Origin of the sequence: Mesorhizobium sp. M2A.F.Ca.ET.043.05.1.1 (assembly GCF_003952445.1) — a bacterium.
GTDB lineage: Bacteria > Pseudomonadota > Alphaproteobacteria > Rhizobiales > Rhizobiaceae > Mesorhizobium.
The window spans coordinates 5,065,575-5,080,032 of record NZ_CP034446.1; the positions used below are offsets into that span (position 1 = coordinate 5,065,575).

Annotated in this window: 14 protein-coding genes; 6 read left to right on the top strand and 8 right to left on the bottom strand. The window is 65.3% G+C overall.

Translation table 11 applies throughout. The features are described 5' to 3' along the window. Window positions 1-170 precede the first annotated feature (170 nt). Window positions 171-845 carry a winged helix-turn-helix domain-containing protein gene (locus EJ069_RS24470; RefSeq protein WP_126063497.1) on the top strand — a complete coding sequence of 225 codons (675 nt, stop codon included), beginning with the start codon at window positions 171-173 and terminating at the stop codon, window positions 843-845. A 223-nt stretch (window positions 846-1,068) separates the two neighbouring features. Here EJ069_RS24470 and ligD read toward each other — a convergent pair whose 3' ends face one another. The 3 genes from ligD to EJ069_RS24490 form a co-directional block, all read right to left on the bottom strand. Beyond that, window positions 1,069-3,561 (bottom strand): DNA ligase D, encoded by a 2,493-nt coding sequence (gene ligD / locus EJ069_RS24480; RefSeq protein WP_126063498.1) that lies wholly within the window; start codon window positions 3,559-3,561, stop codon window positions 1,069-1,071. A gap of 9 nt (window positions 3,562-3,570) precedes the next feature. Further along, a complete protein-coding gene (locus EJ069_RS24485; RefSeq protein ID WP_126063499.1) occupies window positions 3,571-4,431 on the bottom strand; it encodes a Ku protein in 861 nt (286 codons plus the stop codon). A 114-nt stretch (window positions 4,432-4,545) separates the two neighbouring features. Next, the gene (locus tag EJ069_RS24490) at window positions 4,546-5,052 is read right to left on the bottom strand and encodes a ferritin-like domain-containing protein (protein ID WP_126063500.1); all 507 of its coding nucleotides are present in this window, start codon (window positions 5,050-5,052) and stop codon (window positions 4,546-4,548) included. 396 nt (window positions 5,053-5,448) lie between these two features. On the opposite strand from EJ069_RS24490, the gene EJ069_RS24495 reads away from it, so the two are divergent. From EJ069_RS24495 to EJ069_RS24500, 3 genes are all read left to right on the top strand, one after another. After that, window positions 5,449-5,595, top strand: coding sequence for a hypothetical protein (locus EJ069_RS24495; protein WP_108702809.1), 147 nt, complete (start codon window positions 5,449-5,451; stop codon window positions 5,593-5,595). 2 nt (window positions 5,596-5,597) lie between these two features. Beyond that, complete coding sequence (locus tag EJ069_RS33805) at window positions 5,598-5,723, top strand: hypothetical protein (RefSeq protein ID WP_281059991.1); 126 nt, start codon at window positions 5,598-5,600, stop codon at window positions 5,721-5,723. Window positions 5,724-5,922: 199 nt separating this feature from the next. Then, a complete protein-coding gene (locus EJ069_RS24500; RefSeq protein ID WP_126063501.1) occupies window positions 5,923-6,375 on the top strand; it encodes a thiol-disulfide oxidoreductase DCC family protein in 453 nt (150 codons plus the stop codon). Window positions 6,376-6,507: 132 nt separating this feature from the next. Here EJ069_RS24500 and EJ069_RS24505 read toward each other — a convergent pair whose 3' ends face one another. The 3 genes from EJ069_RS24505 to EJ069_RS24515 all read right to left on the bottom strand — a co-directional run bounded on the left by EJ069_RS24505 (window position 6,508) and on the right by EJ069_RS24515 (window position 10,170). Continuing rightward, window positions 6,508-6,885 carry a DUF1850 domain-containing protein gene (locus tag EJ069_RS24505; RefSeq protein WP_126063502.1) on the bottom strand — a complete coding sequence of 126 codons (378 nt, stop codon included), beginning with the start codon at window positions 6,883-6,885 and terminating at the stop codon, window positions 6,508-6,510. After that, the gene (locus EJ069_RS24510; protein WP_126063503.1) at window positions 6,882-8,978 is read right to left on the bottom strand and encodes a TRAP transporter permease; all 2,097 of its coding nucleotides are present in this window, start codon (window positions 8,976-8,978) and stop codon (window positions 6,882-6,884) included. Before EJ069_RS24510 ends, EJ069_RS24505 begins: the two co-directional genes overlap by 4 nt. Before the next feature lie 232 nt (window positions 8,979-9,210). After that, window positions 9,211-10,170 carry a TAXI family TRAP transporter solute-binding subunit gene (locus tag EJ069_RS24515; protein WP_126063504.1) on the bottom strand — a complete coding sequence of 320 codons (960 nt, stop codon included), beginning with the start codon at window positions 10,168-10,170 and terminating at the stop codon, window positions 9,211-9,213. 290 nt (window positions 10,171-10,460) lie between these two features. Between EJ069_RS24515 and EJ069_RS24520 the strand changes: the two genes are divergently transcribed. Further along, the gene (locus EJ069_RS24520; RefSeq protein ID WP_126063505.1) at window positions 10,461-10,832 is read left to right on the top strand and encodes a YciI family protein; all 372 of its coding nucleotides are present in this window, start codon (window positions 10,461-10,463) and stop codon (window positions 10,830-10,832) included. A 6-nt stretch (window positions 10,833-10,838) separates the two neighbouring features. After that, the gene (locus tag EJ069_RS24525) at window positions 10,839-12,086 is read left to right on the top strand and encodes an RNA polymerase sigma factor (protein ID WP_126063506.1); all 1,248 of its coding nucleotides are present in this window, start codon (window positions 10,839-10,841) and stop codon (window positions 12,084-12,086) included. Between the two features lie 286 nt (window positions 12,087-12,372). On the opposite strand, the gene cysK is transcribed toward EJ069_RS24525, so the two are convergent. Then, window positions 12,373-13,353: a cysteine synthase A gene (gene cysK / locus EJ069_RS24530; protein ID WP_126063507.1), complete on the bottom strand. Its 981-nt coding sequence runs from the start codon at window positions 13,351-13,353 to the stop codon at window positions 12,373-12,375. Window positions 13,354-13,544: 191 nt separating this feature from the next. Beyond that, a complete protein-coding gene (locus EJ069_RS24535; protein WP_126063508.1) occupies window positions 13,545-14,162 on the bottom strand; it encodes a LysE family translocator in 618 nt (205 codons plus the stop codon). Between the last annotated feature and the right edge of the window lie 296 nt (window positions 14,163-14,458).

The following is a 14,458-nucleotide window of genomic DNA, read 5'->3' on the forward strand; positions in this document are numbered from 1 at the left end:
TCGGGTCTCCTCGTCGGTTGGCTTGCGCACATCGACGCTTCGACGGTGATCGAAACATCGCTGACGCCCCTGTGCTAGGCATTGTCCTGTCAGGAGTGTTTGCCCGGGTTGCTTGAGATGGCCCCAGAATAATGCTTCCCTGACGGGAATGCTTCGATGAGGATCGAACCATGCGTGAAGGACCAGACATCGCCCGCATCGCCAGCCTGGTCGGCGACCCGGCCCGCGCCAACATGCTGAATGCGCTGATGGGCGGCACGGCCCTGACGGCGTCGGAACTGGCGCTGGAAGCCGGCGTGTCGCTGCCCACCGCTTCCTCGCATCTGTCGAAGCTGATGGAGGGCGGGCTGCTGACCTTGGCCAGCCAGGGCCGGCACCGCTATTACGGGCTGGCCAGCGCGCAGGTGGCGGGCATGATCGAGGCGATCATCGGCGTCGCCGAGGCGGTCGGCCCGAAGCGGGTGCGGCCCGGTCCGCGCGACGCGGCCATGCGCGTGGCGCGGGTCTGCTACGACCATCTCGCCGGCGAGCAGGCGGTGATGATGCTCGACCGGCTCTTCGACCGGAAGCTTCTGCTGCGCGAGGACAATGAGATCCGGCTCTCGTCAGCCGGCGCCTCGCATTTTTCAGCGCTCGGCATCGAGATCCAGGCCAAGGCGCGGCGGCCGGTGTGCCGCGCCTGCCTCGACTGGAGCGTCCGGCGCTCGCATCTCGCCGGCACGCTCGGCGCCGCCATCCTCGACAAGATCATCGCCGAGAAATGGGCCTGCCGCGAGAAGGACAGCCGCGCCGTGGTGTTTTCGCCGAGGGGAAGGCAAGAGTTTAAGAGGGTGTTTCTGGCGTAGGGCGCGCGCACTAACGACAGCCTCGCAATGCCGGCGCGAGGCCCCCCTCTCTGCCCTACCGGGCATCTCCCCCTCAAGGGGGGAGATCGATGTCACGCCGGCTTTCGCCAACCTTCAACATTGCAGGACAAGCGAGGCGTCGAGACCGCCAATCTCCCCCCTTGTGGGGGAGATGTCCGGCAGGACAGGGGGGCGCGAAGGATCGCGACGCTTGTTGCGCCAGCTAGCTCCGCTTCAACGCCTTCCCCAGCTTGAAGAAGTCCTTCCACGGGTCGGCCTTCTTCAGCTGCGCCAGCGTCGTCTCGTCGCCAAGCGGGAAGGCATTCGGCGCAAGGCCCTTCTCGATCTCCGGCCAGGTCACCGGCATCGATATCGTCGCGCCCTTCTTGGCGCGCGAGGAATAGGGCGCGACGGTGGTCGACCCGCGGCCGTTGCGCAGGTAGTCGACGAAGATCTTTCCGGTACGCGCCTTCTTCGACAGCGTCGCGGTGTAGCGGTCGGGCGCCGCCTGCTCCAGCGCACGGGCGAAGTCGTGCGCGAAATCCTTGACCTCGTCCCACTCCGCCGAGGGCTTCAGCGGCACCAGCACATGATAGCCCTTGCCGCCGGAGGTCTTGACCAGGTTCGGCAGCGACAATTCGTCGAGTTGCTTGCGGATGTCGAGCGCCGCCTCGCGCACTTTGGAGACATCGACGCCTTCGTCCGGATCGAGGTCGAAGATGATCTGGTCCGGCTTTTCCAGCGCATCGATCGTCGAGCCCCAGATGTGGACCTCGACCACGCCGTACTGGACCAGCGCCGCCAGCCCGTCGAAATCCTTGATGTAGAGGATCTCCTCGCCATCCGTCGGATCTTTCATGCGGGCGATCTTGTCGCTCATGCCAGGCGAGGCGTGTTTCTGGAAGAAGCGCTGGCCGTGGATGCCGTCGGGCGCGCGCACCAGGCTCAGCGGCCGGTTGACGACGAATTGCTCCATGCGCGGCCAGACCAGCGCGTAGTGTTCGAGCAGGTCCTGTTTCGAAACCTTCTCGTCGGGCCACAGCAGCTTGTCGGGATGCGAGAGCTTTATCGATGTCTTCGCCGTTCCGGCCGAGGTCTTGGCGGGTTTTGCGCCCGTCTTTGCCTGGCTCTCGGCCTTTTTCGGCTTTTCCTGCACGACTTCCTCCGCCGGCTTGTCCTCGCGCAGCCCCTGGAACGAGGCGTGGCGGATTATACGGTCGGATGTCCAGCTGCGGAACTCCACCTCGCCGACAAGCTCGGGCTTGACGAAGGTGAGTCCCTTGCCCTTCGGCACGGCCGCCGAGAAGGGCGATGTCTTCGCCTCGAGGCGATCGAGCTTCTTCTGCAAATCCGCCATCACCTTGCCGGAAAAGCCGGTGCCGACACGGCCGGCATAGTGCAGCTTGCCGCCCTCGTAATAGCCGACGAGAAGCGAGCGCACGCCTCGCCCGGTCTTGTCCGAAGGCAGATAGCCGCCGATGACGAATTCCTGCCGGAGCGTGCATTTCGACTTGATCCAGGTGAGCCCCCGCCCGCTGCGATAGGGCGCGTCGGCGCGCTTCGACACCACGCCTTCCAGACCCATGCGGCAGACATGCTGCAGCATGACCTTGCCGGGCTCGTGGAAATGGTCGCTGAAGCGCAGCGCCGAATTTTCGGGCTGCTCGCCGACCAATTCGGCCAGCGCCTGCTTGCGTTCGACCAGCGGCTCGCGGCGCAGATCCTCGCCGTCGAGCCGCATCAGGTCGAAGACATAATAGATGAAGCGGTCGGCGCGGCGGGCCGACAGGTCCGCCTGCAGCAGCGGGAAGGACGACACGCCGCTGTCGGCCAGCACCACGACCTCGCCGTCGATGACGGCGTCCCGGCATTTCAATTTGGCCAGCGCGGCGGTGAGCGGCCCCTCGAATTTGCCGGTCCAGTCGAGGCCGGCGCGGGTAAGGAGCCTGACCTCGCTGCCTTCGATCTGCGCCTGCATGCGATAGCCGTCGAATTTCACCTCGTGCAGCCAGTCGTCGCCGGTGGGTGCTTCCTTCTCCAGCGTCGCCAGTTGCGGCTCGATGAATTCGAGCCGCCCAGCCCGGCCGGCCTTGGCTTTGGCGGGCCTGTTGGACTGCCAGACCTTCGGCGTCTGCCCCTTGGCCGCCTTGCCTTCGCCGACCTCCTCGATGGTCAGGCCCGATTTCACCGATTTCGGTTCTTCTTCGAGGATATCCTCGCCGGGACGGGCGGCGGCATCGTCGGATTTGATCAGCAGCCAGTTGTCGCGCTTCTCGCCGGGGCGGGGCCTCAGCCTGACCAGATGCCAGCGGCCGTTGAGCTTGTGGCCCTCGAGCTCGAAGTCGATATGGCCCTTCTTCATGCCCTGGGCGGGATCGCCATCGGGCACCCATCTGCCTTCGTCCCAGACCAGGACCGAGCCGCCGCCATACTGGCCTTTCGGAATGGTGCCTTCGAAGGAGGCGTAGTCGATCGGGTGATCCTCGACATGCACGGCAAGCCGCTTCTCATGCGGGTCGAGGCTCGGGCCGCGCGTCACCGCCCAGCTCCACAGCACGCCGTCATGCTCCAGACGGAAATCGTAATGAAGCCGCGTGGCGGCATGCTTCTGGACGACGAAGATGCCGCCGCCCTGCTTGCCGCGCTTCACCTTGCCGGCCGGCTCGGCGGTCTTCTTGAAATCGCGCTTGGCTTGATATTGTTCGAGGCTCGCCATTGCGGGCTCCTATGCGGACTTGCGCTTCGGCGCGGCCTTGGCCTTCGCTCGTTTGGCCGGCGCTTTGGACGATGCCTTGCCGGTTTTGCCGTCGTCGGCGTTGAGGCTCTTCTTCAGCGCGTCGAACAGGTTAACGACATTGGACGGTTTCGGCGATGCCTTGGCCTTCGGCGCCTTTCTCCCGGCCTTCCTGGAGCGAACCAGCTCGAGCAGCGATTCCTCATAGCGATCCCTGAACTTTGCAGGATCGAACTTCGCCTTCTTCTTGTCGATGATAGTCTCGGCCAGCCCGACCATCTCGCCGTCCAGCTTCGCGGACTGGATGTCGGCGAAGATCTGGGATGCTTCGCGCACCGTGTCGCCGTAGCGCAGCGTCGTCAGCAGCATGCCTTTGCCGAACGGCTCGATCATCGCCGGGCGCTCGCGCTGGTAGAGCACGATGCGGGCGAGGCCGGCCATTTTCTTCTCGGCCAACGCATCGCGAATGACGGCGAAGGCCTCCTGAGAGACCTTGTCGGCGGGCGAGACATAATAGGGCGTGTCGAGATAGACTTGGTCGATCGAAGCCTTGTCGACGAAACCGTCGAGATCGAGCGTGTGCGAGGATTCGATCTGGACCGCCTCGATATCTTCGTCCTCGATGCGGATGAATTCGTCCTTACCAACCTCGAAACCCCTGACCTCCTCATCCTCTTCCAGCGGCTTGCCGCTTTTCTGGTCGACATAGACGCGCCGGACCCTGTTGCCGGTCTTTCGGTTGAGGATGTGGAAGGACACCTTTTCGGCGTGGGTGACGACGTTGCTCAGTTCGATGGCGCAGGTGACCAGTGAAAGCTTGAGATAACCGCTCCAGGCGGGGCGCGGCGCCATGACGAACACTCCTTGCAACATCGGGGCAACATCGGACAAACCGAAACGGCCGGAACGCCGCTTCGGTTCCCGGGGACGGGAAGGCCGACGCCATGCGCCGGCCTAATCGTCAGGCTATTCGGCCGCCTGCAGGTTGATCTTGCTTTCGGCGATCTCGGTGAGCTTGCGGTCGGTCGCCTCTTCTTCCTTGAGGTTCTTGGCCAGAACATTGGCGCAATCGCTGCGGCCGAGCTGCTTGGCCCAGGCGATCAGCGTGCCGTAGCGCGTTATCTCATAGTGCTCGACGGCCTGCGCGGAGGCGATCAGCGCCGCATCGAGGACTTCCTTGTCGTCGACATCGCCGCTCACCTCGTCGGCCTCAGCGAGGATGCCGTCGATGGCCGGGCAGTTGACGGTCTTGGCCTTGACGCCATGCAGCTCGAACACCTGCTCGACCCGCTCGATGTGACCCTTGGTCTGCGTGAGGTGCTTCTCGAAGCCGGCCTTCAACTGCGGATCGGTCGCCTTGTCGATCATCTTCGGCAGCGATTTCTCGATCTGCTTCTCGGCATAATAGATGTCGCGCAGCGTGTGGATGAAGAGATCGTCCAGTGTCTTGATATCCTTCGAAAAGAAGCCCATGGCGGTTGCCTTTCCATGTTTCGGATTGTGGGAAGTTGCGCGGCGGGACAGCCGTCAACGCGGCCAGGTTCGCCCCGGCCTTGCGGGTCAACGTCGGCTTCCGTGACAGGTTCCTGTCCGCCTGGCCGCGAGAAAGGAAATTTCCTGCCGTCGGACGAAGGTGAAACGGAAGCGCGGCCAAGCGACATCGGAACGAAACATATGTGATGCAAAAGTCACACGACGCGGAAAGGCGACGAAAGGCACCGAAACACCGCGAATCAGCCGCAATCCGGCCACGATGCAACGAGTTTCGGACCAGAAATTAACATCACGTTCACCGACTATTCACGCCTCGACGCTATGCTCTCGAACAATTCGGACGGGACATCCGAAAGCGGGACAGGGACAGTAAAAATGAACTTCTGGAACCACATTGCAGGCTACGCCGCCGCCATCCGCGAATTCGTCGCGCCGACCTATCGGCCGGAGCGCTATTACATGCGCGGCCCGGGGCCGGCCTGCGCACGTCGCGGCAACTCGCTGGGCGTCAGCGCGAACTGATCATGACCCGCGAACGCGCCCACCACAGCCGCATCTGCCGGCCGGCCGCCGACCAGCGCGCCACCACCTATCGCGTCGAGCGCCTTGTGCTCGCCGCCAACTGGCGTGCGACAACGCCGCGACTTTGACGCCGCCGCCGGCTGGCTTGGTGTCTCCCCTAAAGCGCATCGCGATCTTTCAGATTCGCTCCGCGCTTTAGCTTCTTGATTTACGCATGTCTTTATCCCGAAACCGGTTCCCACTTTCGGGAGACATGCTTTAGTTTGACGCAATTCCGGACGGAAAACCGCTCACACTTTTCCTGGGACACAAGCAGCCGGGGCCTCCATGACCGACCTGCCCGAACCGAACAGTCCCGCCTCTCCTAGCCAGGCCTATGACACACGCTATCCGCTGATCGTCTTCGACGGCGTCTGCGTGTTCTGCTCGGGCTTTGTCCAGCTTATCCTCAAGCTCGACCGGGAAAAACGCTTCCGCTTCGCCACGGCGCAGTCGCCGCTCGGCGAGGCGCTGTTTCGCCGGCACGGCCTGCCGACCGACGACTACGACAGCAACCTCGCCATCATCGACGGCGCCCCCTTCACCAAGCTCGACAGTTTCGTCGCGGTCATGGCCGCGCTCGGCTGGCCTTGGCGCGCCGCGAAGGCGCTGCTCATCCTGCCGCGGCCGCTGCGCGACTGGCTCTATGACCGCGTTGCCAGGAACCGCTACGCGCTGTTCGGCCGCAAGGACAGTTGCGAGATTCCTTCGGCTGAGTTGCGGGAGCGGCTGATCGGCTAAAGCGCGTCGCGATCTTTCAGATTCGCTCCATGCGCTTTAGGTTTTTGATTTTACGCGTGTCTTTATCCCGAAACCGGTTCCCACTTTCGGCAGACATCCTTTAAGATCGCGGGTGGCTGGGCTGATCGTGCGCTATCGCGGCTGGCTCGAGCCGGCGCATGGTTCGAGCACGATGGGTTCGCCGGCCGTCCCGCCCAGCTCCCGGCAACCCATGACCGTGCACAGCGTCCAGCCTTCCCCGGTGGCGCCGGACGCCGCGAGCACCAGACGCGGCTGGAGCCCGATCCGTGGCTGGTAGACCCACCAGCCTTCCCGCAGCACCGAGCCCTCGGGCGGCTCCATGCCGGCGCCGGAGCCTTTGACCCGCGCCTCGACGACGTGCAGCCCGGTGGGCGACACTTTCCAATCCTCCCGCCAGCGCGTGCGTTCCACCGAATGCGTCCAGGACAGGGTGAAGGCGGCGGCGGCGAGCGTCACCGTCTTGCCGGCGGTGAGGATGCACAGGCTCATGCGGCGCCGGCCATGGACAGCCGGCGCGCGCGCCAGCAATGCCAGCCGATCCACGCCAGGGCGAGCGCCCAGCCGGTCTCATCGGTGAGCGGCAGCGCGACCACCAGGAGCAGGCCGGCTGCGAAAGCGACGAGACGCTCCCACAAGGCCATGCGCCGGGCGAGGAAGCCGACGGCAGCGGCGCCCCACAGCACAATGCCCATACAGGCCTTGGCGACGATGTAAGCGACCTCGACGGGATAGCCGAACGAGGCCGCGATCGGGCCGGCGTCCTGCAGCATGAGGGCCGGCGTGTAGACGGCCATGAACGGCACGACGAAGCCGGCAATGGCGAGCTTTGTCGCCTGGATGCCGATCTTCAACCCGCTTTCCTTGGCCATCGGCGCGGCGGCGAAGGCGGCGAGCGCCACCGGCGGCGTCAGGTCCGCCATGATGCCGAAATAGAAGACGAACATGTGGCTGACCACCAGCGGCACGCCGAGCGACAGCAGCGCCGGACCGGCAAGGGAGGAGGTGATGATGTAGTTGGGGATCGTCGGAATGCCCATGCCGAGCACCAGGCAGGTGAGCATGGTCAACACCAGCGACAGGAACAGATTGTTCTCGCCGATGGAGATGATCCAGCCGATGAAGGTGGAGGCGATGCCGGTGAGCGTCAGCGTGCCGATGACGATGCCGACGATGGCGCAGGCGATACCGACGGGCAGCGCGTTCTTGGCCCCTTCGGCAAGCGAGTCGACGCAGATGCGCAGCGTCTCGCGCCCACCCTTGAAGGGGAGGCAGGCAATGACGAGCGCTGCGATGACGAGGCTGAGCACATTGACGCCGAAACGCATGAAGGACGCGGCGGCAAGCCCGAGGGCCAGCCAGAAGACGACGCGGAAGGCGAGCGGTCCGATCAACGCCGCCAGCGGTGTGCCGAGGATGAGCACGATGGTCAGCGCCAGGCCCATCGTGCCGGCGAAGATCGGCGTGTAGCCGGCAAAGAGCAGGTAGACCAGCACGGCGAGCGGCAGCACGAGCGGCCAGTGCTTTCGCACCGCCTCCCAGGGATTGGGCAACTCGGCCTTGGCCATTCCATGCAGCCCGGCCTTGCCGGCCTCCAGATGCACCTGCCAGAAACAGGCGCCGAAATAGAGCAGCGCCGGGATGATCGCCGCCTTGACGACCTCTGCATAAGGGATGTTCAGCGTCTCGGCCATGATGAAGGCGACGGCCCCCATGACCGGCGGCATGATCTGGCCTCCCATCGAGGAGGTCGCCTCGACCGCACCGGCAAAGGCCGAGCGGAAGCCGAAGCGCTTCATCAGCGGAATGGTGAACTGGCCGCTGGCGACTACATTGGCGACGCCCGAACCGGAGATGGTGCCCATCAGCGCGGAGGAGAGCACGCAGACCTGCGCCGGGCCGCCGCGCCATGAGCCGACGAGGCCGAGCGCGAAATCGTTGAACAGCGCGATCATGCCGGCCCGCTCGAGGAAGGCGGCAAAGACGACGAAGATGAAGATATAGGCGGCCGACACATAGACCGGCGTGCCGTAAATGCCCTCGGTGCCGAAGGCGAAGGTGTCGACCAGCTGCGCGAAATCATAGCCGCGATGGATGAAGGGCGGCGGCAGATGATTGCCGACGAAGCAGTAGGCGAGAAAGATGAAGGCGATGACCGCCAGCGGCAGGCCCATCAGCCGTCTAGCGGCCTCGAAGACCAGCGCCACCAGCAGCGTGCCGACGATGAGGTCCGGCGTGGTGAGGAAGCCGGAGCGGCGGATGAGGTCGGCGTAGAAGACCCAGTTGTAGAGGCCCGTGGCGAAGCCCAGCACGCCGAGCGTCCAGAACGCGGCCTTCGCCGCCAGGCCGGTGGCACGCAAATTGGCGATCAGGGCGAAACCGAGCAGCAGCAGGAAGCCGACATGCATGGCCCGCACCACCTGGCTGGGCAGGCTGCCGTAAGCGGCGATGTAGATCTGGAAGACGGAGAAGGCGACCGCGATGAGGAAAGCAGCCTTGCCGGCGAGGCCGTCGCCGAAGCCCGCCGGCAGCCCTTCGACCTGTTCTTCGGCGGCCGGGGAAAGAACGGTCGGGGTCTCGGTCATTGGGGGGTTCCTGGCGGGCAATACCGTTCTCCGTTGAGGGGAGGGAAACCGCGTATCGTACTTCCCCCTCACCCAGCCCCCGCTTCGCTCGGCTGACCTCTCCCCGAGGGGGAGAGGAGATTGTCGGCGTCGCTGCCAACCTCTTCTCCCCGCGGGGAGAAGGTGTCCGCAAAGCGGCCGGATGAGGGGGCTGGCGCTGCGCTATGCGATAGCCTTCCTCGATGGTGAGGGCCTATTTCAGCAGGCCCTTTTCCTTGTAGTAGCGCTCAGCGCCGGGATGCAACGCCACCGGCATGCCGTCCAGCGCCTTGGCCGGATCGATCGCCTTGGCTGCGGCATGAGCGGCGGTGAGCTGGTCGAGATGCTCGAACAAAAGCTTGGTCATCTGATAGGCGGTTTCGTCGGAGACGTCGGCGCGGGTGATCAGGAAGTTGCCGACCGCGGCGGTCGGGACGTCTTCCGCCTGGCCTTCATAGGTGCCTTTCGGGATGACCACGGAAAGATAGGGCGCCCCGATCTTGGCAACGTCCTCGGCCGGCACGGCGACGACGTTGATCGGCACGGAAGTTGCGAGATCGCGGATGGAGGCAACGCCGAGGCCTGCCGACTGCAAGGTGGCGTCGAGCTGGCGGTTCTTGATCAGCTCGACGGACTCGGCGAAGGGCAGGTATTCGACGCGTCCGAGATCCTCGTATTTGAGACCGGCGGCGGCGAAGATGGCGCGCGCGTTGAGCTCGGTGCCGGAGGCGGGCGCGCCCACCGACAGGCTCTTGCCCTTGAGGTCGGCGAGCGTCTTGATGCCTGAGTCCTGGCTGGCGACGATCTGGATGTAGTTGGGATAGATCGCGGCAATGCCGCGCAATTTGTCGAGCTTGCCCGGGAAGCCGGCCTCGGTGTTGCCCTCGGCGGCCATCTTGACCGAATCGCCGAGCGCAAAGGCGATCTCGCCCTTGCCCTGTTGCAGGAGATTGAGGTTCTCGACCGAAGCCTTGGTCGCCTGAACCTGCGTGCGCGAACCATCAATGCCCTTGCCGTAGATTTCGGACAGCGCGACGCCGAGCGGATAATAGACGCCCGACGTGCCGCCGGTGAGCACATTGATGAACTCCTGCGCCCCGGCCGACACGATGCCGAGACCGAGCGACAGCGCCAAAGCGCCGGCGGCAACATATTTCGTCCTGAAATCGAACATAGGTTTCTCCTCCTGAAACGGTCGCGTCGCCTCCCCGTCGCGAGGCTCGTGAGTTTAGACGGGAGGAGCCAAATGCCAACCCGCAATTTGATCATGATCCTTCCCAAAAACGCGGGTCCACCTTTGGGATCATGATCAGGACGAACGGTTGAGTGGCGGCGAAAAAGCGCCGGCTTGCGCTCTGCTGCTTTGGGGACGAAAGATTTTTCCGGCGCCTGTCGAAATCGGTCTATGCCGCACGACATAGGTCGGCACGCAACGACGCGGCCTTCAAGAAACGGGAGAAGACCATGCGATACATGCTTTTGATCTACAATGACGAAGCTGCGATGGCGAATGCTCCAAAGGAGCAGACCCACCAGGTGCTCGCGGCCTATGGCGCCTATACCGAGGCGCTGAAGAAATCCGGGGCGTATATCGCCGGCGAGCGGCTGCGCCCGACCCAGGCGGCCACCTCGGTGCGGCTCGCCGGAGGCAAGACCAATGTGCTCGACGGCCCCTATGCCGACACCAAGGAGCAATTGGCAGGCTTCTACATGATCGAGGCGGCCGACATCGACACGGCCATCGAGTGGGGCGCGCGCTGTCCCGCGTCCTCCACCGGCACGGTCGAGGTGCGGCCGATCTGGGAAATGGCGGAGTACGTCGCCGCCGCGGAGTGACCCGCGATGGATGATCGCTCGGAGATCGCGCGGGCGGCGGCGGAAGCGGCCGCCCGGCGCAGCTACGGCAAGCTGGTCGCCTGGCTGGCGGCGCGCACGCGCGACGTCGCCGGAGCCGAGGACGCGCTGGCCGATGCCTTCGCCGCCGCGCTGGAGCGCTGGCCGCGGACCGGCGTGCCGGAGCAGCCGGAAGCCTGGCTGCTCGCGGTGGCGCGCCGGCGCGACGTCGACGCCGTGCGGCGGCGGCTGACCGGCGAGGCGGCGCGCGATCATCTGCAGCTGATCGCCGAGGAGATGGAGGCGCGCATGAGCGGCGAGGAGCTGCCCGACGACCGGTTGCGGCTGATGTTCGCCTGCGCCCATCCGGCGATCGAAGCCAGCGTGCGCGCGCCGCTGATCCTGCAGACGATCCTCGGCTTCGACGCCGCGACCATCGCCTCGGCCTTCCTGGTCTCGCCGGCGACGATGGGGCAGCGGCTGGTGCGGGCCAAGGCGCGCATCCGCGAGACCGGGATCCCGTTCCGCGTGCCGGAACAGGCGGAGCTCGGCGAGCGGCTCGGCGCCGTGCTGGAGGCGATCTACGCCACCTTCGCCGAAGGCTGGTCGGATCCGACCGGCACCGACAGCCGCCGGCGCAACCTCGCCGGCGAAGGCATCTGGCTTGGACGGCTGGTCGCCTCGCTAATGCCGGACGAGCCGGAGGCGCTGGGACTGCTGGCGCTGATGCTGTTCGCCGAGGCGCGCCGCTCGGCACGGCGCGGCCCGGATGGAGACTTCGTGCCTTTGGCCGAACAGGATATCGCGCTCTGGGACGACAGCCTGATCGACGAGGCGGAGGCCTTGCTGGCGGGCGCCGCGCAAAGGGGCATCATCGGCCGCTACCAGCTCGAGGCCGCGGTGCAGTCCGCCCACACGGCGCGCCGGCGCGGCAGCGGCACGGACTGGGCGGCCATCCGCCAGCTTTACGACGCGCTGCTTTCCGTCGCCGGCTCACCGGTGGTGGCGATCAACCGCGCGGTGGCCATCGCCGAAACCGAGGGTGCAACAGCCGGGCTGGCGGCGCTCTATGTGCTGGGCGAGGACAAGCGGCTGCAGGACTACCAGCCCTATTGGGCCGCGCGCGCCGGGCTGCTGGCCAGGCTTGGCAATACGAAGCAGGCGGCGCAGGCCTACGACCAGGCGATCGGCCTCGAGCGCGACCCGGCGCTGCGCCGCTTCCTGCAGGGCGAGAAGGCGAAGCTTGTGGGGAAGTAGAGCCCGGTTGCCGTTTGTCGTCTGGCCCGCTGGGGGCGTCCCAGTCTCGTCATTCCAGGGCGGAACAAGGAGCGAAGCGACGCGCGCAGACCCTGGAATCCATGCCGTTACCTCGGCCGCAGGATGCAAACGGAGCAGAATTCTGCACCGTTGCGGCGCGTCGAAGTCACGGAATGGATCCTCGGCTCTGCGCGCGTCGCTTCGCTCCTTGCTCCGCCCGTGGATGACGAGGTTGGGAGGCTTCAGCCAATCCCAAGCCGAAGCCACTTCCTAGGTATGTGCGCGCCTAAGCCCCCAGGCCGTCGAACAGGATGGTCGAGAGATAGCGCTCGGCGAAGGAGGGGATGACGACGACGAGGTTCTTGCCCTTGTTCTCCGGCCGCGAGCCGACGACGATGGCCGCCTGGAGTGCCGCGCCCGACGAGATGCCGACCGGCACGCCTTCGAGGCGCGCGACCAGGCGTGCATTGGCGACCGAATCCTCGTTCGACACCCTGACGATCTCGTCATAGACGGACGTGTCGAGGATCTTCGGCGCAAAGCCCGCGCCGATGCCCTGGATCTTGTGCGGGCCGGGCTGGCCGCCGGACAGAACCGGGGAGGCCTCCGGCTCGACCGCCACGATATGCACGGAGGGCTTTCGCTTCTTCAGCACCTGGCCGACGCCGGTGATGGTGCCGCCGGTGCCGATGCCGGCGACGAAGATATCGACCTCGCCATTGGTGTCGTTCCAGATTTCCTCGGCCGTGGTGCGGCGATGGATTTCGGGATTGGCGGGATTCTCGAATTGCTGCGGGATGATGGCGTTGGGCAGCGTGGCGGCGAGCTCGTCGGCCTTGGCGATGGCGCCCTTCATGCCCTTCGGCCCCTCGGTCAGCACCAGCTCGGCGCCGAGCAGCGCCAGCATCTTGCGGCGCTCGACCGACATAGTCTCCGGCATGGTGAGGATCAGCTTGTAGCCCTTGGCGGCGGCGGCGAAGGCGAGCGCGATGCCGGTGTTGCCGGAGGTCGGCTCGATCAGCGTGGTCTTGCCGGGCGCAATCTTGCCGGCTTCCTCCAGCGCCTCGATCATGGCGACGCCGATGCGGTCCTTGACGGAGGCGATGGGGTTGAAGAATTCGAGCTTGGCCATCAGGTTCGCCACGATGCCCTTCTCCTTGGCGAACTTGTCCAGCCTGACCAGCGGCGTGTCGCCAATCGTCTCCGTGATCGAATTGAAGACGCGGCCGCGGCCGGGCACGCGCGCGGAGGTGACGGGCTTGTTCATTTGGTTCGCTCCCAGGGCAATGGCATAGGCAAAACAGAATAGGGCTTTCAGCCGCGCAAGATAGGCCGGCCACCTAAAATATCCGAGTGGGGCGGTTGCTGAAAAGCGCGCCGCAGCGGAAATGCATTTTCCGCTGCAGTGGGTTTCAGGAATGGTTTGGCTGAAATCCGGGAGCGGCTGACATCCGGAGCCTATTGTCGGGCCGCGATGGCGGCCGCCGCGCCCATCATGAAGCCGGCGGCGGTGCGGTTCAGCACCTTCAGCGCGCGCGGCGATTTCAGGAACCAGCGCGCCTTGGCGGCCAGCGCCAAGTAGGGCACCAGCACCACGAACAGCACCGCCACGGTGAGTGCCGCGAGGATGGCGTAGTCGGCGAGCGTGATCGTCTTCAGGTCGACGATGGTCGGCGTGATGGCGAGATAGAAGATCATCGTCTTGGGATTACCGAGCGTCACCGTCAGCCCGGCGATGAAGCTCGACAGCAGCCCGCCCCGGGCCTTGCGCGCCTCGACGGTCTCGGGCGTGATACCGCTGGTCCAGAAGCGCCAGGCAAGGAAGGCGAGATAGGCGACGCCGGCCCATTTGATGGCGAGGAAGACCATGCCGAAGGTCTGGGCGACGAAGGCCAGCCCAAGCACCACGGCGGTGAGATAGGTTAGATCGCCGAGCATCAGGCCGAACGACATGGCAAGCGAGGAGCGGAAGCCGGAGCCGAGCGCGCGGGCGACCAGCGCCGTGACGCCGGGACCTGGAATGGCGGCGGCGACGCCGAGGGCTGCGCTGTAAGCGAGGAATCCGGTGAGTGTCATGGTTTTGGCACCTGGCGTATAATTTCCCGAAAGCTCGATGAGGGGCGGGTTTTTATCATGGCGCCCGGTCACTGGTAATTCCCTCGCGACGGGATTTGTTGCGCCAGCGGCATCAGGAGCTGGTTTCCGCAGCAAGAAGAATTTTGACCGGTCGACTATGTCTGCGTTGGTGAGGTGGCATGCTTTGGCGATTGGCCGAGACGCCTATCGCGGTCGTCATCCACGGGCGGAGCAAGGAGCGAAGCGACGCGCGCAGAGCCGAGGATCCATTCCGTGACTTCGACGCGCCGCAACGG